This window comes from Salinisphaera sp. PC39 (assembly GCF_040361335.1).
Lineage (GTDB): Bacteria > Pseudomonadota > Gammaproteobacteria > Nevskiales > Salinisphaeraceae > APNM01.
In genome coordinates, this window is sequence record NZ_APNM01000006.1 from 22,795 (window position 1) to 46,512 (window position 23,718).

The following is a 23,718-nucleotide window of genomic DNA, read 5'->3' on the forward strand; positions in this document are numbered from 1 at the left end:
TGGTGATTGGTGATTGGTGATTGGCAAAGAGCATAACCCCCTCTTCCCAACGAATCACAAATCACGAATCACGGATCACGGCGCTGTACGCTCAATCCAGTCACTGTTGCCCAGCGCCCCCTGCAGCCGCACCCAGGCGCGCACGCGGTCGTTGCGGGCGACCGCGGCCCGGGCCCGTTGCTCGGCCAGGTCCGCCTCGGCCTCCAGAACCTGGTCGACCGTGGCACGGCCGGCCTCGAAGCGGGCGCTGCGGGCGTCCAGCGTCGCGCGGGCGCTCTCCACGCCGGCGGCGGCCAGCTCGGCCAGCGCGGTGGCCGTCTCCAGCTCCGCCAGGGTCTGCTCGATCTGCACCCGCACGCCGCGCGCGAACGACAGGCGCTCGGCGCGCAGCGCCGCCAGCTTGGCCTCGGCGGCCGCCTTGCGCGCGCTGATCGCGCCGCCGGCGAAGGGCGTCCAGGTGATCTGCGCCTCGATCCGGCCCTCGCGGTCGGGGGCGAAGGAGTTGCCCTCGTTGTAGCGCAGGCTGGCCACCGCATCGAGGTTCGGTAACCGTTGCGCCCCGGCCGAACCCACGCGCAACTCCAGCTCGCGGATGCGCTCGTCCAGCGCCGCGAGATCGCGACGCGCCGCCAGGGCCTCGTCGAGCAGCGCCGGCACGTCGCGGGTGACCGGGCGCGGCTCGAAATCCAGGGGCGCCGGCGCGACGCGGCCGTCGCGGCCGACCGCGCGCGCCAGGCGCGCCCGGGCCAGGCGATAGTTCTCGCGCAGACGCACCTTGATCTGCTCGGCGCGTTGCCGCGCGAAGCGGACCTCGGCGCGGTCGCTGACCAGGGCCCGGCCGTTGTCCAGCAGGCGCTCGACCCGTTCGGCGCGGGCGTCGAGACCTTCCCGCAGGGCGGCGTTGGCCTCCAGGCGAGCCTCCAGGTCGAGCGCGTCCAGGTAGCGCGACACCGCGTCGATGGCGTTGGCCAGCCGTTCGCTGGCGGCGGTCGAGGCGGCGGCCTCGGCGGCGCGCTCGGCGGCCGGCGCGGTATAGAACTGCTGCGCCGGGTTGATCAGGGGCTGGCGCAGCTCGATCACGGCACCGGCCTTCTCGCGCTCGCCGGCGGCGAACGACTGCGGCGGCATCCCCGGCCCCAGCGACGGGATCTCGATCTCGCCCACCTCGTCGCTGCGGGACGCGAAGGCGTCCGCCTGCAACGAGGGATAGCGACCGAGCCGCCGTTCGGCAGCGGCGTCGGCCGCGGCGGCCCGGGCCTCGAAGCCACCCACCTGCGAGTCCGGCTGGCGGGCGCCCAACACCGCCGCCTCCATGAGGCCGACCTCGTCGCCCGCTTGCGCCTCGACGGTCCCGGCGGGCCACAGCGCGCCGGCGACGATCGCGGCCGTCATCAGGACGGCCGTGGCCCCGGACGGCGCCGGCCGCCGGACGCCGAGCAGCAGCCGGCAGAGCGCCGGCAGCACCAGCAGGGTGAGCACCGCCGACGCGATCAGGCCGGTGATGATGGTCCAGGCCATCGGCGGCCACAGGGTGGTGTCCGACAGCGCCAACGGCAGCAGGCCGGCGATGGTGGTGGCCGTGGTCAGCAGGATCGGCCGCGTACGCCGGCGCACGGCGTCGCGGACGGCCTGGACGATATCGGCGCCGTCCCGCAGCCGGTGGTCGACCACATCGATCAGCACGATGGCGTTGTTCACCACGATACCCACCAGGGCGATGATGCCCTGCAGCGGCTGGAAGCCGAAGGGGATGCCCAACAGCAGCAGGCCCGGGATCACCCCGGCGACCGCGAACGGGATCGTGAGCAGCACCAGGCCCATGCGCCGGAAGGAGTTGAACTCCATCAGCAGGAAGAACAGCAACAGACCCGCGCCCAGCGGCGCGGCCTGCAGGATCGCGGTGTTGGCCTCCTGGGAGGCCTCGGCCTCGCCGCCGTACTCGATGCGTGTGCCCGGCGGCAGATCGAGACCGGCGATGGCGTCCTGGATCGGGGCCAGCACCTCGCTGAAGACGTAGCCGTCGGCCAGCTCGGCGGAGACCCGCGCCACCCGGTGCTGGTTGTAGTGGCGGATCGCGGCCGGCTGCATCTCCAGCCGCGCCGAGGCCACCTGATCCAGGGGGATGGGCTGGCCACCGTCACCGTAGACATTGACGGTCTCCAGCTCGGGCAGCGGGAAATACTCGCCCTGGGGGCTGCGCAGCCGAATGGGGATGGGGTCCTCCTCGGCGCGGTACTGGCCCACGACGATGCCGTGCGTGCGTCCCAGAAGCGCCTGGGCCACGTCCTCGCGGGTCACGCCCAGGCGGCGGGCGGCGGCGTCGTGGACCGTGTAGACCACGCTGGGCGCGCCGGTGCCCAGGTCCTGGCGCACGTCGCGTGCGCCCGGCACCGTCAGGGCCTCGGCGAAGATGCGCTCGGTGGCCAGCGCCAGCCGCTCGGGATCGGGGTTGAATACCCGTACCTCGATGGGCGCGGTCACCGGCGGACCCTGCCGCAGGATGGAGGCGACCACCTCCACCCCCGGCAATTCCCGGCGCGCGAAACGGCGCGTCCACTCGATCAGGGCATGGTTCTCGGCGAGACTGCCGGTCTCGGCGATCAACCGGGCCCGGTGTGGCTCCTGCGGCCGGCGGGTCAGGTTGTAATAGAACGACGGCCCGGAGAAGCCGACGAAGCCGTGCACCTCGTTCACCGCGGGGTGGTCGTGCAACGCCCGCTCCATGCGCGCGGCCATCTTCTGGGTCGCCTCCAAATGGGTGCCCTCGGGCATCGACAGATCGATGACCACCTGGTTGCGGTCGGCGTTGGGGAAGAATTGCTGGTCGAGCCAGGCGCCGCTACTGAAGGCGCCGGCCAGGATCGCCGCCCCCAGGCACACCATCAGCCACGGCCGCGAGGTGGACACCCGGCCGAGGCGGTCCGCCAGCCGGACCACCGGGGCGTCGGTCTCGCGTCGCCGGTCCTGCGGGCGCAGGAAGCGCCGCGCCACGATCGGGGTGAAGGTCACCGCGAACACGTAGCTGATGGTCAGCGACAACATGATCGTGATCGGGATGGCGCGCGTGAAATCGGCGGCGTTGCCCTTGGCCAGCAGCAGCGGCGCGAACGCCGCCAGCGTGGTGCCGGTAGCCGCGAACAGCGGCGCCGCCAGCTCGCGCACCGAGCGCGTCGCGGCCTCGGCGCGCGAGGCGCCGTTGTTGAGATGGTGCTGGATGTTCTCGGTCATCACGATGGCGTTGTCCACCAGGATGCCGAGCGCGATCACCAACCCGATGATCGCGATCTGGTGTAGCACGCCACCTCCCATGGCGTAGACCGCCAGCGCCGACAGGGTGACCAGCGGCAGTACCGTCGCCACCAGCAGGCCCACCCGCAGTCCCATGCCCGCGAACAGCACGGCCACGATGATCAGGACCGCGTAGAACAGGCTTCGCGTGAGATTGTCCAGCCGGCTCTCGGTGAAGGCCGGCTGATAGAACATCTCGCGGATCTCCAGCGGCTCGAAGTCCCCGCGCAGGCTGTCGATCTCGGCGCGCAGGCGGTTGCCGAAGTTCACCACGTGGGTGGCGTCGCGCTGCGACTTGATATCCAGGGCCACCGCGCGCGTGCCGTCGAACCAGACCCGCTCGGTGGGCGGCTGCGCCTCGCTGCGCTGGACCTCGGCGATGCTGCCCAGGGGCACGACACCGCCCGCCGGCAACTGGACCGGGGTCTCCCGGATTTCCTCGATGCTGCGGTAGTCGGTGCGCGGCCGCAGCACCAGCGATCGCCCGCCGACCGACAGCGAGCCGCCGGCGATGATCTTGTTGCTGGCATCGAGCTGCCCGAGAAGCTGCTCCGGCGTCAGGCCGGTGCGGAACAGGGCGGCATCCGACAGCGCCACGGTGATCTGCTCGCCGGGGTCGCCGATCACGCGGATCGAGGACATATCCGGCAGATCGAGCAGGTGTGCCTTGAGCCGCTCGGCGGCGTCGTCGAGCTCGAGCGGATCGTCGCTGCCCGTGATCGCGATCACCGCGGTGGAGGCGGTCACGATGCGGTCGTCCAGGTCGGGCTTGCCGACCCCGTCCGGGAACTCGCGGGCGGCATCGTCCATGGCGATGCGTACCCGGTCCCAGGCGGTCTCGGTGTCGTAGACCGAAGGCAGCAGCGTGACCCGGACCACGGCCACGCCCTGGCGCGCCGTGCCCTGGGTATGCTCGACCTCCTCGACCCCGGCCAATTCCTCCTCCAGCGGTTGCAGCACCAGGCGCTCCACCCGCGCCGGATCGGCGCCGGGAAAGGCCACGGTGATCAGCCCGCCGCGGTACGGGAAGGCGGGATCCTCCTGGCGGATCATGCTGAAGTAGGCCGCCAGGCCGGCCAGCGCCAGCACCAGGACCAGCGTGTAGATCAGGCGCTCGTTCTCCAGCAGGCGCGTCAACCGGTCGGCCATCACCGCACCTCCACGGCGCGGCCGTCGACCAGGCCCTCCAGGCCCAGGGTGACGACCCGCTGGCCGGCGGCGAGATCACCGCTGACGACCACGCGTTCGCCCACGACCACGCCCAGGCTCACGGGCACGGCGCTGACCGTGCCGTTGTCGACCCGGAAGACCTTGGGCTGGCTGCGACCGCCGGTGCTGGCGATCGCCGCCACCGGCACGGTGAGGCGCTCGCCGCGGTTCGAGCGCAGGTGCCAGGCGACGGTGACGCCGGGCCGCAGCCGCGGCGACGCGTCGATGGTAATCACCGCCGGGAACAAACGGCCGGGGCCGGGCGAGGCGGCGGCCAGCTCGGTCACCCGGCCGGTCGCCTCGCCATCCAGCAGCGGCAGCGTCAGCCGCGCCGTATCGCCGACCGCGACCTCGCCCAGGAGGGTCTCCGGCAGGCCGATCTCCACCTCCAGCGCACCGCCGCCGGACAGGCCGACCACGGGTTGCCCCGCGGGCACGAACTCGCCGGGCTCGAAATAGACCTGCTCCACCGTGCCCGCGACCGGCGCCACGATGCGTGTCTCCCCCAGCAGCCGCCGCGAGCGCTGGGCCTCGGCGCGGGCACGCCGCAGCGACGCGGCCAGCGCGTCGCGGCGCGACTGGGCACTCTCCAGTTCCTGCCGGGTGGCGGCGCCCTGGTCGTGCAGCCGCCGCACCCGATCCAGGTCGCGCTCGGCCTGGGCCAGTTCCGTCTCAAGCTGCTCCGCCTGGGCCCGGGCGGCCGCGGCCGCGGGCTCGAGCTCGGGCTGGTCCAGGCGCGCGATCAGGTCGCCCTCGGCCACCTCGTCCCCGAGCGAGACGGCACGCTCGGCGAGGCGACCGCTGACCTGGAAGGCGAGCTGCGCGCGGTCCGCGGCCCGGGTCACGCCGGTGAGCGCGAAGGCACGATCGGTATCCACGGCTGCGACCTCGCCGACCTCGACCGGGTGGTCGTGGGCGACCGGCGCGGCCTCTTCCCGCGCGTCGCCGCCGCAGGCGGCGGCGAGCGCCGTCAGCAGGAGAACGGTGATTCGAATCGCGAATGGCATCGGCGGTTCCCCCTCGACCGGCATCGCCGGCAAATGTAAACGGTGTTAACATTAGTAGGTCCATGTTGACGGTGTCAACACCGAGGCCTAATCTGGAATCAATGGGTACCGCAACCGTGTCGCAACGCAGCTACCACCACGGCGACCTCCGCAACGCCTGCCTGCGCAGCGCCCTCGATCTGCTGGAGGAAGGCGGCCTGGAGGCCGTGACCCTGCGCGCCGTGGCCGAGCGCACCGGTGTATCCCGCAGCGCGCCCTACCGTCATTTCGAAACCAAGCGGGCCCTGCTGGCGGCGGCCGCCGCCACCGGCTTCCGGCGCCTGAACGACGCCATCACGGCCGCGCGCGACACCGCCGGCGACGACCCCCAGACCCGGCTGACCGCGGGCTGCGGCGCCTACGCCCGCTTCGGCGCCGGGCACCCGCACCTGTACCGGCTGATGTTCGCCGGCGATTTCTGCGAAGGCCCCCTGTTCGGCAACCGCACGCCGGTCGAGGAATCGGAATTTCCGGAACTGATCGAGGCCGGCAACGACGCCTTCGATTCGCTGGTGGAAGGTCTTCAGGAGGCGCAGGAACAGGGGGCCCTGCGGCTGCGCGACCCGCGCTCCCAGGCCCTGGCTATCTGGTCCATGATCCACGGCGTGATGAGCCTGTACCTGGACAATCGCACCGCCTATGGCCGTCACGAGACCGCGGCGCTGGAGGCGGTGCTGCAGGAAGTCCTCGCGATCGCATTCGAGGGCTTGGCCAAGCCAAGCTAGATGAGGGGCCGCTTTGCCGCAGCCCCTAGAGGGTGCTTACAAAACGTGGCGAGCAAAGACGGACCGTAGGCCGGGCTAAGCGACACGTTCCCGGCATGCCGCCGATGATTCTCGATTGCGGAAGAAATGATCTTGAACCACAGAGGCACAGAGGACACAGAGATTTAATGGGGTGAGTCTTCTTGGCCCCTTTTGCTCCTGTGCTCTCTGTGTCTCTGTGGTTGATCTTCTAGCTGCCGGAAACGGGCCAGACGGCCCTTGTTCCAGCCCACGCCTGCCGAAGATCACGACGGCGGAAAGCGCCTCGGCAAGCGGCTAGCCAGAACATGGACCACAGAGGCGCACAGAGGGACACAGAGGGCACTGACTGTCGTCCCGGAAGCCGCAAAGAAGCCTGCCCCGGACACGATCACGGTTTTCAAGCGAAAGTGGCGGATAGCCCGTTAAGGTTCGTTGCCAACCCGGCAGCTCGAGCGCCGGGGCGCTTCGCGGTCGGTGCCGTGCCGGGCCAGGGTATTTGTTTATCCACAGATTACGCCGCTTAACGCAGATTAATTGGGGCTGTTCTTTAATCTGCGTCCATCGGCGTCATCTCCGGATCGTTTCTTCCGGGAACCGCCCGCCAAGCTCCGTTGCCGCCCCGGCAATTCGGTCGCCTAGGCGCTACGCGGTCGGCGCCGTGCCGAATCAAGGCATTTGTTTATCCACAGATTACGCCGATTAACGCAGATTGGCCGGGACTGCTCTTGAATCTGCGTCGATCGGCGTCATCTGCGGATTCTTTCTTCCGGAACCCACCCGCCAAGGTCCGTTACCAACCCGGCAGTTCAGTCGCCGGGGCGCTGCGCGGTCAGTGCCGTGTCGAGTCAAGGCATTTGTTTATCCGCGGATGGACGCCGATTAACGCAGATCGGTTGGACTGCTCTTTAATCTGCGTAAATAGGCGTAATCTGTGGATTCCTTATTCCGGCAAACGGCCAGCAAGAACCTCTGCGCGCCTCCGTGCGCCTCTGTGGTTTCATCTCCCGCCAACCAAAGCCCGGGGCCGGCCGGCGGAAGCTCGGCTACCGCCCGGGCGGCTCACTCATACCGGTTGATGTTGTGGACGCCCTCCTAGGGGTAGCGAACCGCCACCACCTCCATCTCGATCTCGCCGGCCGGGCGCCGCACCATGACGCTGTCGCCCTCGCCCCGGCCCAGCAGGGCGCGCGCCACCGGCGAGTGCACGCTGATCCAGCCCGCACGGGCGTCGGTCTCGTCGGCGCCGACTATGCGATAGGTCGATTCCGTGCCGTCGTCGTCGGCCACCGTCACCTCGGCCCCGAAGAACACGCGGCTCGGATCGTCCGGCCGGCGCGCCGGCACGATCAATTCGTCGAGACGCTTGGAGAGATAGCGCAGGCGCCGGTCGATCTCCCGCAGTTCCTTCTTGCGGTAGATGTACTCGGCGTTCTCGGAGCGGTCGCCCTCGGCCGCGGCATCGGCCAGGGCGCGGGTCACGGCCGGCCGCTTCTCACGCCAGAGGTAATCCAGCTCCTCGCGCAGCCGGCGATGGCCGTCGGCGGTGATGTAGTCGCGTCCGCGAGCCATGATCTCAGGTCTTCGGCGCTGGTCGGTTTTGTGCTAACCACAGAGGCACAGAGAACACAGAGGGCAGGAATGACTCAATGGGAAGCTGCCGGCACGGCAACCATCGCACCCGCGAGGCTCAGCGAATACGCGCCTTCCCCTTCTCCGTGCCCTCTGTGTCTCTGTGGTTAATTAATGCATTACCCCGGGCGGTTAATCCATCGCCCCGGGCGGCGGCGTGCGGTCCTCCGGCACGAAGAAGTCCGGCATCAGGTTCTTGGCCTCGGGATTGACCTTGTACTGGGTGAAATCGCGCTCGCCGGCCTCGTACAGCACCTCGTCGTCGATGCAGAAGTTGCCGGTGAACTCGCGGCTGTTCCTGGTCAGGATCACGTAGGCGGCGTCGCCCATGATCTCCGGCGTGCGCGAGGCCGCGACCATGTCCTCGCCGCCCAGCAGGTTGCGCACCGCGGCGGTGGCCACGGTGGTCCGGGGCCAGAGGGCGTTGAAGGCGATGCCGTCCTTCTTGAACTCCTCGGCCATGCCCAGCACGCACAGGCTCATGCCGTACTTGGCCATGGTGTAGGCCACGTGCGGCGCGAACCAGCGCGGCGACAGGTCCAGGGGCGGCGACAGGTTGAGCACGTGCGGGTTGTCGGATTTCTTCAGGAACGGGATGCACTTCTGGCTGACCAGAAAGGTGCCGCGCGCGTTGATCTGGTTCATCAGATCGTAGCGCTTCATCTTGGTCTCCAGCGTGCCGGTGAGCTGGATCGCGCTGGCGTTGTTGACGCACACGTCGATGCCGCCGAACTCCTCCGCCGCGCGCTCGACCGCGGCCTCGACCTGCTCTTCCTCGCGGATGTCGCAGACCAGCGGCAGGGCCTTGCCGCCGGCGGCCTCGATCTCCTCCGCGGCGGTGTAGATGGTGCCGGGCAGCTTGGGATGCGGCTCGGCGGTCTTGGCCGCGATGGCGACGTTGGCGCCGTCAGCCGCCGCGCGCTTGGCGATCGCCAGGCCGATGCCGCGCGAGGCGCCGGAGATGAACAGGGTTTTGCCCTTCAGATCCGCCATGAAAGCTCTCCTCGTGTTGTGATCGGCGCACAGGTTAACGCCGAACGCGCGTCGACGCGACGCGGGTATATTCCATCAAAGTCCAAAACAATCCGCAGATGAACGCGGATAGACGCGGATCAAGGGCGTATTTCTGCGTGCATCGGCGTTCATCTGCGGATATGTGACGATGACCGGTCTGCGAGGTGCGAGGCGACTTGCCGGACAATCCATGTAATCTGTGGATCGCTTGGCAAACAAAGAACTGTCGGGAGAGACGATGGCGGATTTCGAGGTCGGGCAACTGCAAACGGCGCGCGGCCGCTTCGGGTTGCGCGCGAGCGGCGACCCGGACGCGCCGCCGCTGCTGCTGGTCCACGGCTGGCCGGAGTCCTCGTATTGCTGGAAAGGGGTCGCCGAGCGGCTGGCCGGCGATTACCGGGTGCTCGCCCCGGACCTGCGCGGCCTGGGCGACTCCGAGCGCACGCCCGAGCGCGAGGCCTACACCAAGCGGAACCTGGGCGCCGACATCCTCGCGGTGATGGACGCCCTGGACATCGACGCCTGCCCGCTGATCGGTCACGACTGGGGCGGCGCCGCGGTGCAGGAGGCGGCCCTGGCGGCGCCCGGCCGGGTACCGGCGCTGGTGCTGCTCAACATCCACGTGCTGCCCAACGCCCGCGGCAATCTGGTGGCCCAGGAGGCGATGCGCGAGCGCGCCCTGCCCTATATCTGGTACCAGTTCTTCCAGGGCGCCCCCGGCCTCGCCGAGGCCATGATCCCCGGCAACGAGCGGGCCTGGCTGGGCTATTTCCTGCGCACCTGGTCGGAGGCCGGCTATCCGCCCGACGCCTTCGAGGAACACGTACGCTGCTACGCCATCGAGGGCACGCCCCTGACCGGCGCCAACTTCTACCGCTGCTACAAGGACGACATGGCCCGCTGGCGCGAGCTCGCCGGCACCCGTTTCGCCATGCCCGGGCTCTACATCCACGGCGTCAAGGATCCGGTGATCATCCCGGAGTACACCCGCCACCTCGACGACGTGTTCGACGACATCCGCCTGGAGACCTTGGAGGCGGCGCACTTCGTCCAGGAGGAGAAACCGGCCGAGGTCGCGGCGCTGATCCGCGGGTTCGTGCGCGACAAGCTTGCCGTCTAGACCGTGCCGGGCGCTTCGACAATCCACCGATTACACGGATTGCACGGATGCATGTCTCTTCAAGCAAATCCGTGTCATCTGCGTAATCCGTGGATGTCCCTAAAGACACCGATGCCGACGAACACGAAACCCGATACATGAAACACGAAACATCCCGGACCCGCGCCGACGAACTGATCCGGGAACTGGACCTGGAACCGCACCCTGAGGGTGGCCACTTCCGCCGCCACTACGCCGCGACAGCGACGGTGGAACCGGCGGACGGCCGCGGCACGCGGCCGGCGCTGACCTCGATCTACTACCTGCTGCGTCCCGGCGAGATCGGCCGCTGGCACCGGGTGCGTTCCGACGAGGCCTGGCATTTCTACGAGGGCACGCCCCTGGAACTGTTGATGATGCCGCCCGACATGACCGACGTACGGCAACGGCGGCTGGGGCCGCCGGGCGTCGACACCCGGCCGGCGGCGGTGGTGCCGGTCGGCTGGTGGCAGGCCGCGCGCCCCGCGGACGGCTTCGCCCTGGTGGGCTGCAGCGTGGGTCCCGGCTTCGATTTCGCGGATTTCGAACTGCTGCGCGACCGGCCGGCGGAGGCGGCGGCGCTGCGCGAGCGGCATCCGGACCTGGCCGGGCTCATCTAGGTCATCCAGGGCCCGTCGACGACCCCTGGGAACCGCCCTCGCCGTCGGCCGGCGCCTCGCGGGCGTCGCGGTCGAACAACTCTTCCAGCTCCTCCATCGCCTCCTTGCGCAACTGGGCCAGCTTGGCCTCGTCGCCGGCGGCCACCGCCTGCTCGGCCACCAGACGCTCGTCGTGGGCGCGGAACAGGGCGGCGGCGCGAGCGGCTTCCTTGGCGTTCAGGCCTACCGCCTTGAGGGTCTCGGCGCCCAATTCCAGGCTCGAGAGGAAGGTTTCGCGCAACACCACATCGACGCCGGCGTTCATCAGGGCATAGGCGTGGCGGCGGTTGCGCGCCGCGGCGATGATGCGCACGCCCGGGTGCCGCTCGCGCACCGCGCGCGCGATGCGCACCGAGGTTTCGGGGTCGCCGATGGTGAGCACGAAGGCCCGCGCCTGCTCGATGCCGGCCGCCCGCAGAAGCTCGGGTTTGGAGGCGTCACCGTAGTAGATCTTGTCGCCGAAGCGGCGAACGAAGTCCACCTGCTCCGGATTCAGCTCCAGGGCGACGAAACCGATGCCCTTGGCCCGCAACAGCCGCGCGACGATCTGGCCCACGCGCCCGAAGCCGGCGACGATCACCGGATGCGTGGGCGCCTCCGGAACCTCGAAATCGGGCGCCGGCGCCGGCGCCGCCAGCCACCGGTTGAGGCGCGCGGCCCCGATCACCGCGATCGGCGTGGCGAGCATGGTCAGCGTCACCACCGCCACCACCAGGTCCGACAGGGCGCGGTCGAGGATGCCCGCGGCGACCGCCGAAGCCAGGATCACGAACGCGAACTCGCCGCCCTGGGGCAGGGTCGCGGCGAGGCTGCGCGCGGCGGCGGGATTCAGGCCCTGGCGCCGGCCGAGAACGTAGAGAACGATGCCCTTCAGCAGCATCAGACCGGCGGCCGCGCCCACCAGGAACAGGGGTTGCGCCAGCAACAACCCCAGGTTGATCGACATGCCCACGGCGATGAAGAACAGGCCGAGCAACAGGTCCTTGAAGGGATCGATGTTGGCCTCGAGCTCGTGCCGATACTCCGAGTCGGCCAGGAGCACGCCGGCCACGAAGGCGCCGAGCGCCACCGAGACATCGAGCTTGGCCATGACCACGGCGGTGCCGAGCACCACCAGCAGGGCCCAGGCGGTGAATATCTCGGGCATGCGGGTGGCCGCCACCAGCCGGAAGACCGGACGCAGCAGGTAGTGGCCGCCGACCACCATCACCGCCAGGACACCGGCCACCTTGGCCGTTTCCAGCAGGGCGCCGGCGAAGCTCATCGACTCCCCGCCGGCCGCCAGCAGCGGCAGCAGGGCCAGGATCGGGATCACGGCCAGGTCCTGGAACAGCAGGATGCCGAACGCGGCCCGGCCGTGGCGGGCGGTCAGCTCGCCGCGCTCGCTCAGGAGCTGGAGGCCGAAGGCGGTGGAGGACAGGGCCAGGGCCAGGCCGACCACGGTCGCGGTGGCCGGCGAGAGGTCCAGCAGCCAGAGGGACAACCCGCCCAGCGCGGCCGCGGAGAGCAGGACCTGGAGACCGCCCAGCCCCACGATGATCTTGCGCAGGGCCCAGAGCCGCCGCGGCTGCATCTCCAGCCCGATCACGAACAGCAGCAGCACCACGCCCAGCTCGGCGATGTGCAGCACCTCGTCGACCTCGCCGATCAGACCCAGGCCCCAGGGCCCGATCACGACGCCGGCGGCCAGGTACCCCAGCACCGAACCCAGCCCCAGCCGCTGCGCGATCGGCACCGCGATCACCGCCGCCGCCAGGAACACGGCGATCTCTTCCAGCCAGTTCTCCAACATGCGCCCCCTTCCGGATTCCCGCGAGTCTAAACGAAAAGGGGCCGGCGACCGTCGTGCGGCCGCCGGCCCCGTCATCGGTTCGGTGAATGGGGTACCGGTCAGCCGGTGTGCCAGTCCATCACACGCCGCTCCCGGGTATCACCGGACGGGATGGTGACATCACGCGTGTGCGTCGCGCCGTCGAACGACGCCGTCACCTCGTACTCGCCGGCCGGGAGATCGGCGACAAGCCACGGTCCGGTGGTGGTCGTTTCCAGGACCTTGCCACCCGCGTCGTCGGTGATCGTGACATCGACCTTGGCGACATAGGCCGCCTCGGGGCCGCTGCGCACGTTGACCAGCTTGAAGCTGTAGTCGTCGTAGCGGCTCTCCATGATCACCTGCTCGGTCTCGCCGACGCCGCCGGTGGCGTACTCGAAGCCGCCGACGGCCTGCTTCTCGACGATCTCGCCGCCCGGCGGCGTGCGGGCGCCGGCCGTCGCGGCCACCAGGGTCGCCGCGGCGCCCAGCAGAAGACTGCTCCAACGCATGGATTACCTCGTCCGCTGCAAATGATCTCGTCAATCGCCTGTCCCCGTCCCTGGCATCGACAGAAATCTTTTCAACCCCCGCTCGCGTGCCGGCGCCCGACTGCGTAATCTGGCGGCCGGGACACGGAGGAGACCAGGACATGAGCGACGATTCCCGGGACAACCGCATCAACGCGCCGGTCGCGCGGCAGCAGGAGATCTACATGGGCGGTCTCGGCGGCCGCCGCCCCGCGGTGCCGGTGGACATGGCGGCGCTGGAGACGGCCGCGGCCCGGCGCATGAGCCGCGAGGGCCATGCCTACATCGCCGGCGGCGCCGGCCGCGAGGACACCATGGCCCGCAATCTCGACGCCTTCGGCGAGTGGCGGATCGTGCCGCGCATGTTGCGCGACGTCTCGCAACGCGACACCTCGGTCACGCTGTTCGGCCGGCGCCTGCCGTCGCCGTTGCTGCTGTCGCCGGTCGGGGTGCTGGAAATGGCCCACGCCCAGGCCGACCTGGCGGTGGCGCGCGCAGCCGCCGCCGAGGGCGTGCCGTACATCTTCTCCAACCAGGCCTCGGTGCCGATGGAGACCTGCGCCGCCGCCATGGATGACGCCCCGCGCTGGTTCCAGCTCTACTGGAGCAAGTCCGACGAGCTGGTGGAGAGCCTGGTGGCCCGTGCCGAGGCCTGCGGCTGCGAGGCGATCGTGGTCACCCTGGACACCACCCTGCTCGGCTGGCGCACGCGCGACCTGGACCTGGCCTATCTGCCCTTCCTGCGCGGCATGGGCATCGCCCAGTACACCTCCGACCCCGTGTTCCTGCGCATGCTGGACCAGCCGCTGCCCGAGGGCGCCGGCGACAGTCGCCCGCCGGTCAACCTCCACACCATCCGCGCCGTGCTGCAGGCGGCGCGCAACTTTCCCGACGGCTTCTGGCCGAGCCTGACCTCCGGCCGGGCGCTGGCGGCCGTGCGCCGCTTCATCGCGACCTATTCGCGGCCCAGCCTGACCTGGAACGACCTCGCCTTCCTGCGCGAACGCACCCGCCTGCCGATCCTGCTCAAGGGCATCCTCGACCCCGCGGACGCGGCACGGGCGGTGGACCACGGCGTCGACGGCCTGATCGTGTCCAACCACGGCGGCCGGCAGGTCGACGGCAGCGTGAGCACCCTGGAGCAGTTGCCGCGGATCGCCGAGGCGGTGGCCGAGCAGATCCCGATCGTCATGGACAGCGGCATCCGCGGCGGCGCCGACATGTTCAAGGCCCTGGCCCTGGGCGCCACCGCGGTCGGCATCGGCCGTCCCTATTGCTACGGGCTGGCCGCCGGCGGCGAGGACGGGGTGCGCGAGGTGATCGGCAACCTCAAGACCGACTTCGAGCTGACCATGGCCCTGGCGGGCTGCAAGTCGGTCGCCGAGATCACCCGCGAGCGGCTGGTTCCTGCTGGGTGAATGCTTCCTTAAGAGCTAACCACAGAGACACAGAGCGCACAGAGTTTTACGAAATAAAGCAGCGAGGCTCTGGAACGCGAATCAAGAGTCAAAGTTCTTTGCATCCCCTGCTCTGTGTTCTCTGTGTCTCTGTGGTTAGTCTTTAATCAGACCCATCCAGGACCTCCGCGGCGGCGCGTTCGCCGGAGCGAATGGCGCCCTCGATGTAGCCGCAGTACTCGGTCGCGGTCTCGGTGCCCGCGAAATGCAGGCGCCCGATCGGGGCGCGCAGTGCGGTGCCCACCTCGGTGAGCACCCGCGGCGGCATCAGGCCGACATAGCAGCCGCGGCTCCAGGGCTCGGCCAGCCAGTCGTTCTCCACGTAGTCGACGGGCGCGCGCGCCGCATCGCCGAAATAGGCGGCCAGGGAATCCAGCACCGCCGCGCGGCGCGCCGCCGGCTCCGCCGGCGACCAGTCCACCGCCGGGGCGCCGTCGAAGAAGCCCACCAGCGCCCCCTGCGAACCGTCGGCCGGGCTGGCGTCGAACACCGGCGAGAACGGCTGTTCATGGCTCAGGGCCATGCCGGACAGGCCGGCCTCGCGCCAGAAGGGACGTTCGTAGGCGACCAGGCACTTGATCACCGACCCCATGGGCATGCGCCGGCCCAACCGGTCGCGGGCCACCGGCAAGTCCGGCTCGAAGGTGATGTCCGCCTGCAGGGCGGGCGGCACCGTCAGGACCAGGCGCGAGGCTTCGTGGGTGCCCGCTCCGGTCGCCACCGAGACGCGGTCCGACATCTGCCGCACCGTCCGGACCGGTTCGCCGAGGCGGATGTCGACGCCCTCGGCGAGTGCCGACGCCAGGGCGTGCATGCCGCCTTCCACCACCTCGGCCTGAGCCCCGCCGGCGGTGCCGATCAGGGTCTCGAAGCCGTCGTTGGAGCGGCAGTAGAACAGGAAATACAGCAGCGAGATGTCGCCCGGCTCGGCGCTGAAGACGGCACGCACGGCGGCGTCGAACATGGCCCGCGCGCTGCCGCTGCGCAGCCGGCGGCGGGCCCAGGTCTCCAGGGTCACCGCGTCCAGTTGCCGCGCGCGTGGATGGTGCCAGGGGGCATCCGGCGGCAAGTCCGCCTGGCGGCGGGCGAGGTCGCGCAGCGCCAACTCCAGCTCCAGCAGGGCCCAGGGATGCACGCGCGGGATGTCACCGCTGAAACGGCGGTTGCGACCGCCGTGCCGCAGGATATTGGCGCCGTCGTCGTATTGCGGCCGCCGGCGCAGGCCGTGCTCGTCGAGTAGCGCGCACAGCCGGGTGTGGCCGGTCCCGACCCACTGCCCGCCGACATCCACGGTCCGACCGGCCAGGGTCGCGGGCGCGCTGCGGCCGCCCACGCGCTCGCGCGCCTCCAGCACGATCACCGAGCGGCCCGCCGCCCGCAGGGCGCGGGCACAGGCCAGTCCGGCGAAGCCGGCCCCCACGACGATGGCATCGGCATCCATGCGGGCCAGTGTATCCTGACGCGCCTTGCGACCCCAGATACCACGGACGACCTAAATGACCGCGAACGAGGACTGGCGGGCCCGGCCCGAGACCGAGATCCTGCGTGCCGACGACGGCGGCCGTTTCGCCCTGACGCGGGTCGGCACGCCGGGGGCGGCGCGGGCCGCCGCAGTCTACCTGCCGGGGATGTTCTCGGGACGGCGTTTCTGGCTGTCGGACCGCGGGGTGGGCCTGGCCGGGCATCTGGCCGAGGCCGGGTTCGCCGGCTACATCATAGAGCGTCGCGGGGTCGGCGACTCGCCCCGGCCCGCGGGGGCGCGCACCGGCCTCACCGAGCACGTCCGCCACGACCTGCCCCTGGTGCGCTCGCTGATCGCCCGCGAGTGCCCGGGTCCCGTCTTCTGGATCGGGCATTCCTTCGGCGGGGTGATGGCGGCGCGTGCCGCGGCCACGGTGCTCGACCCGGCGGAGATCGCCGGACTGGTGCTGTTCGCGTCGCAGTTCGAGGTGGGCAAGACGGCACTGGATTTCCCCGCCAACCTGTTCACCCGCGCCCTGGCCTACGGCCTGGGGCGGTTCCCGGCGCGACGGCTGGGGCTGGGCCCCGAGAACGAACCGCCCGCGGCCATGGCCGATGCCTGCCGGTGGGTCGCCGCCGGCCGCCGCCGGCCGGCCTTCCGCCGGGCCCTGGCGAGCGTGACGTCACCGGTGCTCGCGATCGCGGGCGCCGGCGACCGGGTGGACCCGGCGGCCGGCTGCGAGCGCCTGATCGGGCACTTCTCCGGGACCGACAAGACCTTCGTGCGCGCGGGCACCGACACCGGTTACACGGTCGATTACGACCATCCCGGCATCGTCGTGAGCAAGCCGGCACGCGCGGAGATCTGGCCGCTGGTGACGGACTGGCTGCGCAGCCGTGATTCGTGACTCGTGATTGGTGTTCGAGCCAATCACCAATCACGGTTCACCGATCACGCGCCTATGAGGCTCTGGCCGCACACCCGCACCACGTTGCCGGTGACGCCGCCGGCGCCCGGGGTGCTCAGGAAGGTGATCAGTTCGGCCACGTCCGCCGGCGTTCCGCCCTGGGACAGTGAGTTCATGCGGCGGCCGGCCTCGCGGATCATGAACGGCATGGCCGCGGTCATGCGGGTCTCGATGAAGCCCGGCGCCACGGCGTTGACGGTGATGCCGCGGCCGGCCTGCTTCGGTCCCTGGGCCTGCACGTAGCCGATCAGGCCCGCCTTGGTCGCGCCGTAGTTGGTCTGGCCGACGTTGCCGGCGATGCCGCCGATGGACGAGAGGCAGACGATGCGGCCGTGGTCGCGCATCACCTTCTCGCCCAGCAGGACCTCGTCGATCTTCAGGATCGAGAGCAGGTTGATCGACAGCACCATGTCCCAGAAGTGCTCGGGCATGTTGGCCAGGGTCTTGTCGCGCGTGACGCCGGCGTTGTGGACCACGATATCCACGCCGCCGAACTTCTCCTTGAGGAAATCGGCGATCTTGCGCGGTGCCTCTTCGTCCGTGATGTCCAGCGGCAGGGCGGTGCCGCCGACCTCGGCCACGGTGGCGTCCAGGGTCTCGCGGTCGGCCGGGATGTCCAGGCAGACCACGTGCGCGCCCTCGGCGGCCAGTCGCCGGGCGGTGGCCGCGCCAATGCCGCGGGCGCCGCCGGTGACCAGCGCCACCTTGTCCTTGAGCGCCTGGGTGAAGACGATCTCGTCGGGCATGTCCGGCGCCGAGGTTATCCGCACCGGTTGGCCGTCCACGTAGGCCGAGTGCGCCGACAGGAAGAAGCGCAGCGGCCCGGCCGCGCGCGCCTCGGCGCCGCGCTCGACGTAGAGCAGGTTGGCGGTGGCGCCGAGCTTGCCGATCTCCTTGCCCACGGAGCGCACGAAGCCCTCGACCGCGCGCGCGGCCACCGCCGCGGCGGTCTCGCCCTCGCCCTCCGGCAGGTCGGTGAGCACCACGACCCGGCCGCAGCGGGCGATGCGCCGCATCACCGGGTGGAAGAAGTCGTACAGGGAGGACAGGTTCGCCGCCTCGCCGAGACCGGTGGCGTCGAAGACCAAGGCGTCGTATTTGACGTCCGACGACGGCTCCGGCTTGTCGGCACGCTCGGGGTCGGACCCGGCGGCGGCCAGCACGGACGCCACCTCGTCGGTCATGCGCGCGCCCGGCGCGCCGCCCAGCAGGGCGCGCTTGCCCTCCAGCGGCCGCTCGGCATAGCCGCCCTCGGCCCGGGCCAGGGCCTGCGGCGTGGGCAGGCCGATGCTCTTGATCACGCTGCGCATGGCGGGTTGCTGCGCGAGCCGTACGAGATAATCGCTCATGATGTCACTCCTTGTTCGGATGTGATCGGTGATTGGTGAGTCGTGATTCGCGACAACCGCGGCCGATCACGCTTCCAGGATCGCGGTGACGCCCTGGCCGCCGGCGGCGCAGATGGAGATCAGGCCGCGGCCGCCACCGTTCTCGTGCAGGGTCTTGGCCAGCGTCGCCAGGATACGGCCGCCGGTGGCGGCGAACGGATGGCCGGTGGCGATGCTGGAGCCCTTGACGTTGAGCTTGTCGCGGTCGATCTCGCCCAGCGGCTTGTCGCGGCCCAGGCGCTCGCGGCAGAAGGTCTCCGAGCGCCAAGCCTCCAGCGTGTACAGCACCTGCGCGGCGAAGGCCTCGTGGATTTCGTAGAAATCGAAATCCTGCAGGCTCAGGCCGGCGCGGTCCAGCATCCGCGGCACGGCGTAGGCGGGCGCCATCAGCAGGCCCTCGCGCTCCTCGCGGAAGTCGACCGCCGCGGTCTGGGCGTGGACGATCCGGGCCAGCACCGGCAGGTCGCGGTCGCGCGCCCAGCCCTCGTCCGCCAGCAGTACGGTGGAGGCGCCGTCGGTCAGGCCCGTGCTGTTGGCGGCCGTGAGGGTGCCGTTCTCCTTGTCGAAGGCCGGCGGCAGGCTCGCCAGCTTCTCCAGGGTGGAGTCCGCGCGCAGGACATTGTCCCGCTCCAGGCCTTCGCAGGGCGTCACGAGATCGTCGAAGAATCCGGCCTCGTAGGCGGCGGCCAGCTTCTGGTGGCTCTCCCAGGCGAGCCGGTCCTGGGCCTCGCGCGAGATGCCCCAGTGCTTGGCGGTCAGCTCGCAGTGGCCGCCCATGGACAGGCCGGTGCGGGGCTCGACGTTGGCCGGGATATTCGGGATCAGGTGCGCCGGCTTGAGCATCTTCAGCAGGGCGCGGGCCCGGGCGCCGCCGCTGCGGGCGCCGTTGAACTCCATCATGGCCCGCTGCAGACCCGGATTGACCTCGATCGGGGCGTCCGACGTGGTATCGACGCCGCCGGCCACGGCCACCTCGGCCTGGCCGAGCGCGATCTTGTTGGCCACCAGGATCGCCGCCTCCAGCCCGGTGCCGCAGGCCTGCTGGACGTCGTAGGCGGGGGTTTCGGGTGCCAGGCCGCTGCCGAGCACCGATTCGCGGGTCAGGTTGAAGTCGCGCGAGTGCTTGAGCACCGCGCCCGCCGCCACCTCGTCGACCCGCTCGCCGGCGAGTCCGAAGCGGTCGACGAGCCCGCGCAACGCCGCCGTGAGCATGTCCTGGTTGGACAGCTTCGCGTAGGCCGTGTTGGAACGGGCGAAGGGAATCCGGTTGCCGCCGACGACGGCGACGTTGCGGACCTCGTTCACTTTCATCGTGTCTCTCCTACCGATTGCGGCACTGCAGCATGATACGCGCGCTGAGGGGCGTGCGCAGCCCCGCGGTGCCTGATGGAACTAAAAGTCGTAACGAAGGTACAGGGACAGGTGATCCCGGTCCTTGAGGCTGTTGCGGCGCTCCCCGCTGCCGAAATAACCACGGTACTGGATGCCGCCCTTGAGGGCCGGGGTGAAAATCACGTCGCTGCCGACGATGAACTCCTTGCGCTCCTCCACGAAGTTCTGCATCGGGAACGGCGCCACGCCGTCCACGTCGTGGAAGAAGGCCAGCACCGGCTCGTAGTCGAAGCCGAAGAACAGGTTGTTGTACTGCATGGTGGCCAGGATCCGGTAGCCCCAGGAGAACTCGTCCGCGTAGCAGCCGTCGCCCTGCGTGGGGTTGAAGCTGCGCGGATCGGGCTGCCCGTCGGGCTGGCCGGTGCCGTCGGCGCCCGGGCTGTAGTGGGTGCAGTTGGGGCCGCCGCCCTCGAACTGCAGTTCGTCCAGGCCGGGCCGGTTGAACATGTAGGTCGCCCCCACCTCGGTCAGCAGGATGATCTGGTCGGCCCCGATCGGGTTGGAGCTGCCGAATATGCGGATACCGGTGAAATCCACCTGGCCGACCCGCATGCGTTCGTAACCGGCGATGCGGTCGCCCGCCCGCACCGTGTTGCCCCGATAGCGGGTCTCGATGAAGTCCGGGACGGCGTTGCGGGCACTCGGCACCGTGGCCACCGCCAGGTTGATGTCTTCGTCCGGCAGGGCCGGCTGCAGGCCGGCGAAGATCACATCCGGGAACGACACCTGCACCGGCAGGTTGGGCCGGTAGGCGACCTCGCCGGCCAGCGACCACTTGCCGACGTTGGTGTTGAAGCTGATGCCGTAGAGGTCGATGTCCTCGGGGTATTCGAGATAGGCCCCCATGGTGTCGATGGGCAGGGGCTCCCGCCCCTGGCCGGTGGGGTTCAGGGTGCCGTCGAAGCCCTGGCAGGCGGCGAGTGCGGTCACGCCGTCGGCGCTGAGCTGCTGGCCGCTGACATTCTCGATGGTGTCCACCACCGGCTGCAGCTGGCCCGCAAGGACGTCCGGCAGCAGGTCGAACAAATCGTCGCTGTCCGGCAGGTCGATCCGGTCGCGGATGCAGGACCGGTCGGTCGCGGTCACGCCCAGGTAGGGCAGCCGGCTATGGTAGTGCAGATAGTAGAATCCGAACTCGGTGCCGCCGTTGATGTCCGGCGCGTACCAGTCGAAGTTGATGCCGTACTGGCCGCCGTCCTCCGGCTTGTAGGCATGGTTGGACACCGGCACGTTGGTGGCGGTGTCGGTGATCAACTGCGCCAACGTGTTCTTGAAGCCACCGACCTGTTGCGGATCCTCCGAGAACTGGCCGAGGGAGATCACCAGGTTGTCACCGCCGCCGGCGATGTCGTTGGTGGAGAAGAAACCGCTGGACGCGGACGGCCGGGTGGGTTCCCAGTTGTACTGATAGACCAGCTCCATCGCCAGATTGCCGGTCAGGTTGGTGGACAGTACCGCCAGGCCGGTGGGCTCGAACACCGAGGCGATCTCCGAGCCCGGAAAGTGCAACCGGTTCTGGTCGGGCGGGTTGATCTGGTCGAGGCTGTTCTGGGCGACGAAGGTGGACTCGCCCCAGCGCAGGCGCTGCTCGCCCACGCGCAACTGCCAACGCTTCCCGAACAGATCGAACGGCTGGGTGATGTGGGCCTCCAGCAGGTCGACATCGTTGCCGATCTGATCCTCCAGGTAGCCGGGGCGGTCCGTGCGCCGCGGCTGGAAGGCGGTGTCCGGGTGGTATTCGCGGAAGTCGGTGTTCTCGTGGTCGTAGAAGCCGATACCGCTGACCTTGATGGCGGTGTCACCGATGAACACCTCCATCTCGCTCTGCAGCCGCGCCTGGGCCGCCACGACATCGTGCCGGTCGTAGTTCAGGTTGCCGTCATCCATGTTGGCGCCCAGGAAAGCGCCCGGGGCATCCACCAGGTTTTGGTTCGGCTGGGGATCGCCGTTGAACGACACGCAGTCGTCCGGACACAGGTCCGGATTCACGTTCAGCTTGCCGACCAGGCTGTCGTCGCGCGCCTCCATGCGCCAGGTGCCGCCGACCACGAACTGGTTGTCGAAGACGAACTCGGCACCCCACAGGTCGAAACTGATCGCGTGCGCACCGCCCGCCGCGAACGCCTGCAATACGCCGGCGGCCAGCGTCATCCTCCCGATTCCGCGCATTTCCTTCTCCCCCGATTGGCCCTGGGGCAATCGCATTTCTACATTTGGAACCGTACCATCAGACGATGGCGTGGTATTTTGAATCCGACAAATAGGAAAGATCGCTTTTAATAAGCTAGTATATTCTAGTAGTATCGACAACCTCATAACCGAGGCACGCCCCTACGAAGGGCGGACCGGCACGCTTTTTTGGGAGGAGAAAGCACGCCATGCGCACCCTGTACCGACTCTCCGGGGCCCTGTTGCTCTGCGGCGCGGCGACGCCCCTGCTCGCCGGCGTCAGTTCCGAGGAGGCCGCCAAGCTCGGCGACGAGCTCACCCCCGTCGGCGCCAACCCGGCGCCGAACGAGGACGGCAGCATCCCGGCCTGGCAGGGTGAATCCCTGTTCACCGACGCCCAGAAGAACTACGATCCCGAGGATCTGGAAAAGCTACGCAAGGAAGCGCTGGCATGGCAGGAAGCCCATCCCGACCTGGATCCGGTCGAGAACCGCGCCGATCTGGACAAGCTGATCGAGGACAGCCCGCGCGTGGGCGACCTCATCCGCCAGATCGGCCGCGAGAAGACCGAGCCGCTGTTCACCATCACCGCGGACAATTACCGGGAGTACGCCGACAAGCTCACCGAGGGCCACAAGGCGCTGTTCGAGCTGTACCCGGACACCTACGAGATGACCGTCTACCCGTCGGTGCGCGGCGCCTACTATCCGGACGAGATCCTGGCGGCGACCCGCAAGAACGCCACCCGTGCCGAGCTGGAGGGCACGGACGGCGTCAGCGGCGCCAAGCTCGGCTTCCCCTACCCGATCCCCAAGAACGGCGCCCAGGTGATCTGGAACCACAAGCTCAAGTACCGCGGTTCCGCCGTCAAGCGCTACAACGACCAGGTGATCGTGGAGGCCAACGGCGATTACGAGATCACCAAGCTGGTCGAGGACGTCAGCTTCGAGTACGCGAACCTCAACAAGACGGCCGAGGAGCGCGACGACGACGTCCTGGCCTACTACCTCCAGGAGACCACCTACCCGCGCCGCGTGGCCGGGCAGTTCACCCTGGTCCACGAGATCTTCGGCAAGGACACGTCGGGCCGCAACGCCTGGATCTACAACCCCGGCCTGGGCCGGGTGAACCGGGCGCCGGACGTCGGCTACGACAACCCGTCGATCGGTTCCGACGGCATGCAGTTCAACGATCAGGTCGACATGTTCAACGGGTCGCTGAACCGCTACAACTGGAAGCTGGTCGGCAAGAAGGAGATGTACATCCCGTACAACTCCTACATGATGAACAACCCGCTGGCGCAGTACGAGGAGATCGTCGGCAAGGGCCACATCAATCCCGCCCTGCCGCGCTACGAGCTGCACCGCGTCTGGGTCGTGGAGGCGACGCTCAAGGAGGACACGCGCCACCAGTTCGGCAAGCGCGTGTTCTATCTGGACGAGGACTCCTGGTCGATCGTCGCCGTGGACAACTACGACAACCGCGGCAAGCTGTGGCGGTTCCAGGAAGGGCACCTGGTGACCTTCCCGTTCATCCCGACCACGACCGCCAGTCCGGAAGCCATCTACGACCTGCAGAGCGGCCGCTACATGCTGACGGCGCTCACCAACGAGGGCGAGATCTCGGATTTCCGGATCACCTACGACGAAGGCTACTTCACCCCGTCGCGCCTGTCGCGGCGGGCCCGGTAGCCGTAACGCCGGGCGCCGCCGGCCGGCGGCGCCCGGCGGAGTACAACCCGCCGGCGCGGATCGGGCCGCGGCGCCGGACCGGGGTGCACATGGACGCTGTGCCCGCCAACGCAACGGACGCGT

General features: G+C 69.4%; 16 protein-coding genes. 6 read left to right on the forward strand and 10 right to left on the reverse strand.

All coding sequences use genetic code 11. The features are described 5' to 3' along the window. Positions 1-75: 75 nt before the first annotated feature. A complete protein-coding gene (locus tag PC39_RS07290; RefSeq protein WP_353252718.1) occupies positions 76-4,437 on the reverse strand; it encodes an efflux RND transporter permease subunit in 4,362 nt (1,453 codons plus the stop codon). Then, positions 4,437-5,504 (reverse strand): efflux RND transporter periplasmic adaptor subunit, encoded by a 1,068-nt coding sequence (locus PC39_RS07295; RefSeq protein ID WP_353252719.1) that lies wholly within the window; start codon positions 5,502-5,504, stop codon positions 4,437-4,439. Before PC39_RS07295 ends, PC39_RS07290 begins: the two co-directional genes overlap by 1 nt. Before the next feature lie 101 nt (positions 5,505-5,605). Here PC39_RS07295 and PC39_RS07300 point away from each other — a divergent pair, with 101 nt between their 5' ends. After that, positions 5,606-6,268, forward strand: a complete 663-nt coding sequence (locus tag PC39_RS07300) for a TetR/AcrR family transcriptional regulator (protein WP_353252720.1) — start codon at positions 5,606-5,608, stop codon at positions 6,266-6,268. A gap of 1,113 nt (positions 6,269-7,381) precedes the next feature. Here the strand turns inward: PC39_RS07300 and greB are convergent. Together greB and PC39_RS07310 are read right to left on the reverse strand one after the other, a co-directional pair. Next, the gene (greB, locus tag PC39_RS07305; protein ID WP_353252721.1) at positions 7,382-7,858 is read right to left on the reverse strand and encodes a transcription elongation factor GreB; all 477 of its coding nucleotides are present in this window, start codon (positions 7,856-7,858) and stop codon (positions 7,382-7,384) included. 192 nt (positions 7,859-8,050) lie between these two features. Further along, positions 8,051-8,911 (reverse strand): SDR family oxidoreductase, encoded by an 861-nt coding sequence (locus tag PC39_RS07310; protein WP_353252722.1) that lies wholly within the window; start codon positions 8,909-8,911, stop codon positions 8,051-8,053. Between the two features lie 259 nt (positions 8,912-9,170). On the opposite strand from PC39_RS07310, the gene PC39_RS07315 reads away from it, so the two are divergent. Both PC39_RS07315 and PC39_RS07320 read left to right on the forward strand, forming a co-directional pair. Continuing rightward, positions 9,171-10,052: an alpha/beta fold hydrolase gene (locus tag PC39_RS07315; protein ID WP_353252723.1), complete on the forward strand. Its 882-nt coding sequence runs from the start codon at positions 9,171-9,173 to the stop codon at positions 10,050-10,052. 137 nt (positions 10,053-10,189) lie between these two features. Next, positions 10,190-10,690, forward strand: coding sequence for a cupin domain-containing protein (locus PC39_RS07320; RefSeq protein WP_353252724.1), 501 nt, complete (start codon positions 10,190-10,192; stop codon positions 10,688-10,690). Position 10,691: 1 nt separating this feature from the next. On the opposite strand, the gene PC39_RS07325 is transcribed toward PC39_RS07320, so the two are convergent. Both PC39_RS07325 and PC39_RS07330 read right to left on the reverse strand, forming a co-directional pair. Next, positions 10,692-12,521 (reverse strand): monovalent cation:proton antiporter-2 (CPA2) family protein, encoded by a 1,830-nt coding sequence (locus tag PC39_RS07325; RefSeq protein WP_353252725.1) that lies wholly within the window; start codon positions 12,519-12,521, stop codon positions 10,692-10,694. Between the two features lie 98 nt (positions 12,522-12,619). After that, positions 12,620-13,051: a carboxypeptidase-like regulatory domain-containing protein gene (locus PC39_RS07330; RefSeq protein ID WP_353252726.1), complete on the reverse strand. Its 432-nt coding sequence runs from the start codon at positions 13,049-13,051 to the stop codon at positions 12,620-12,622. 140 nt (positions 13,052-13,191) lie between these two features. Here PC39_RS07330 and PC39_RS07335 point away from each other — a divergent pair, with 140 nt between their 5' ends. Then, positions 13,192-14,487 (forward strand): lactate 2-monooxygenase, encoded by a 1,296-nt coding sequence (locus PC39_RS07335; protein WP_353252727.1) that lies wholly within the window; start codon positions 13,192-13,194, stop codon positions 14,485-14,487. A gap of 142 nt (positions 14,488-14,629) precedes the next feature. Here PC39_RS07335 and PC39_RS07340 read toward each other — a convergent pair whose 3' ends face one another. After that, the gene (locus PC39_RS07340; protein ID WP_353252728.1) at positions 14,630-15,967 is read right to left on the reverse strand and encodes a flavin monoamine oxidase family protein; all 1,338 of its coding nucleotides are present in this window, start codon (positions 15,965-15,967) and stop codon (positions 14,630-14,632) included. Positions 15,968-16,022: 55 nt separating this feature from the next. Here PC39_RS07340 and PC39_RS07345 point away from each other — a divergent pair, with 55 nt between their 5' ends. Further along, a complete protein-coding gene (locus tag PC39_RS07345; protein WP_353252729.1) occupies positions 16,023-16,895 on the forward strand; it encodes an alpha/beta fold hydrolase in 873 nt (290 codons plus the stop codon). A 44-nt stretch (positions 16,896-16,939) separates the two neighbouring features. Here PC39_RS07345 and PC39_RS07350 read toward each other — a convergent pair whose 3' ends face one another. From PC39_RS07350 to PC39_RS07360, 3 genes are all read right to left on the reverse strand, one after another. Next, positions 16,940-18,304, reverse strand: a complete 1,365-nt coding sequence (locus PC39_RS07350; protein WP_353252730.1) for a 3-oxoacyl-ACP reductase — start codon at positions 18,302-18,304, stop codon at positions 16,940-16,942. Positions 18,305-18,370: 66 nt separating this feature from the next. Beyond that, the gene (locus PC39_RS07355) at positions 18,371-19,654 is read right to left on the reverse strand and encodes an acetyl-CoA C-acetyltransferase (RefSeq protein ID WP_353252731.1); all 1,284 of its coding nucleotides are present in this window, start codon (positions 19,652-19,654) and stop codon (positions 18,371-18,373) included. An 81-nt stretch (positions 19,655-19,735) separates the two neighbouring features. After that, entirely contained in the window at positions 19,736-21,886 is a 2,151-nt protein-coding gene (locus PC39_RS07360; RefSeq protein WP_353252732.1) for a DUF1302 domain-containing protein, read from the reverse strand. Positions 21,887-22,113: 227 nt separating this feature from the next. On the opposite strand from PC39_RS07360, the gene PC39_RS07365 reads away from it, so the two are divergent. Next, complete coding sequence (locus PC39_RS07365) at positions 22,114-23,595, forward strand: DUF1329 domain-containing protein (protein WP_353252733.1); 1,482 nt, start codon at positions 22,114-22,116, stop codon at positions 23,593-23,595. Positions 23,596-23,718 lie beyond the last annotated feature (123 nt).

Coding starts and splice junctions, on each gene's coding strand:
- PC39_RS07325 (WP_353252725.1), bottom strand. CDS start 12,521: ATGTTGGAGAACTGGCTGGAAGAGATCGCCGTGTTCCTGGCGGCGGCG.
- PC39_RS07295 (WP_353252719.1), bottom strand. CDS start 5,504: ATGCCATTCGCGATTCGAATCACCGTTCTCCTGCTGACGGCGCTCGCC.
- PC39_RS07315 (WP_353252723.1), top strand. CDS start 9,171: ATGGCGGATTTCGAGGTCGGGCAACTGCAAACGGCGCGCGGCCGCTTC.
- PC39_RS07310 (WP_353252722.1), bottom strand. CDS start 8,911: ATGGCGGATCTGAAGGGCAAAACCCTGTTCATCTCCGGCGCCTCGCGC.
- PC39_RS07340 (WP_353252728.1), bottom strand. CDS start 15,967: ATGGATGCCGATGCCATCGTCGTGGGGGCCGGCTTCGCCGGACTGGCC.
- PC39_RS07350 (WP_353252730.1), bottom strand. CDS start 18,304: ATGAGCGATTATCTCGTACGGCTCGCGCAGCAACCCGCCATGCGCAGC.
- PC39_RS07330 (WP_353252726.1), bottom strand. CDS start 13,051: ATGCGTTGGAGCAGTCTTCTGCTGGGCGCCGCGGCGACCCTGGTGGCC.
- PC39_RS07320 (WP_353252724.1), top strand. CDS start 10,190: ATGAAACACGAAACATCCCGGACCCGCGCCGACGAACTGATCCGGGAA.
- PC39_RS07290 (WP_353252718.1), bottom strand. CDS start 4,437: ATGGCCGACCGGTTGACGCGCCTGCTGGAGAACGAGCGCCTGATCTAC.
- PC39_RS07300 (WP_353252720.1), top strand. CDS start 5,606: ATGGGTACCGCAACCGTGTCGCAACGCAGCTACCACCACGGCGACCTC.
- PC39_RS07360 (WP_353252732.1), bottom strand. CDS start 21,886: ATGACGCTGGCCGCCGGCGTATTGCAGGCGTTCGCGGCGGGCGGTGCG.
- greB (WP_353252721.1), bottom strand. CDS start 7,858: ATGGCTCGCGGACGCGACTACATCACCGCCGACGGCCATCGCCGGCTG.
- PC39_RS07345 (WP_353252729.1), top strand. CDS start 16,023: ATGACCGCGAACGAGGACTGGCGGGCCCGGCCCGAGACCGAGATCCTG.
- PC39_RS07335 (WP_353252727.1), top strand. CDS start 13,192: ATGAGCGACGATTCCCGGGACAACCGCATCAACGCGCCGGTCGCGCGG.
- PC39_RS07355 (WP_353252731.1), bottom strand. CDS start 19,654: ATGAAAGTGAACGAGGTCCGCAACGTCGCCGTCGTCGGCGGCAACCGG.
- PC39_RS07365 (WP_353252733.1), top strand. CDS start 22,114: ATGCGCACCCTGTACCGACTCTCCGGGGCCCTGTTGCTCTGCGGCGCG.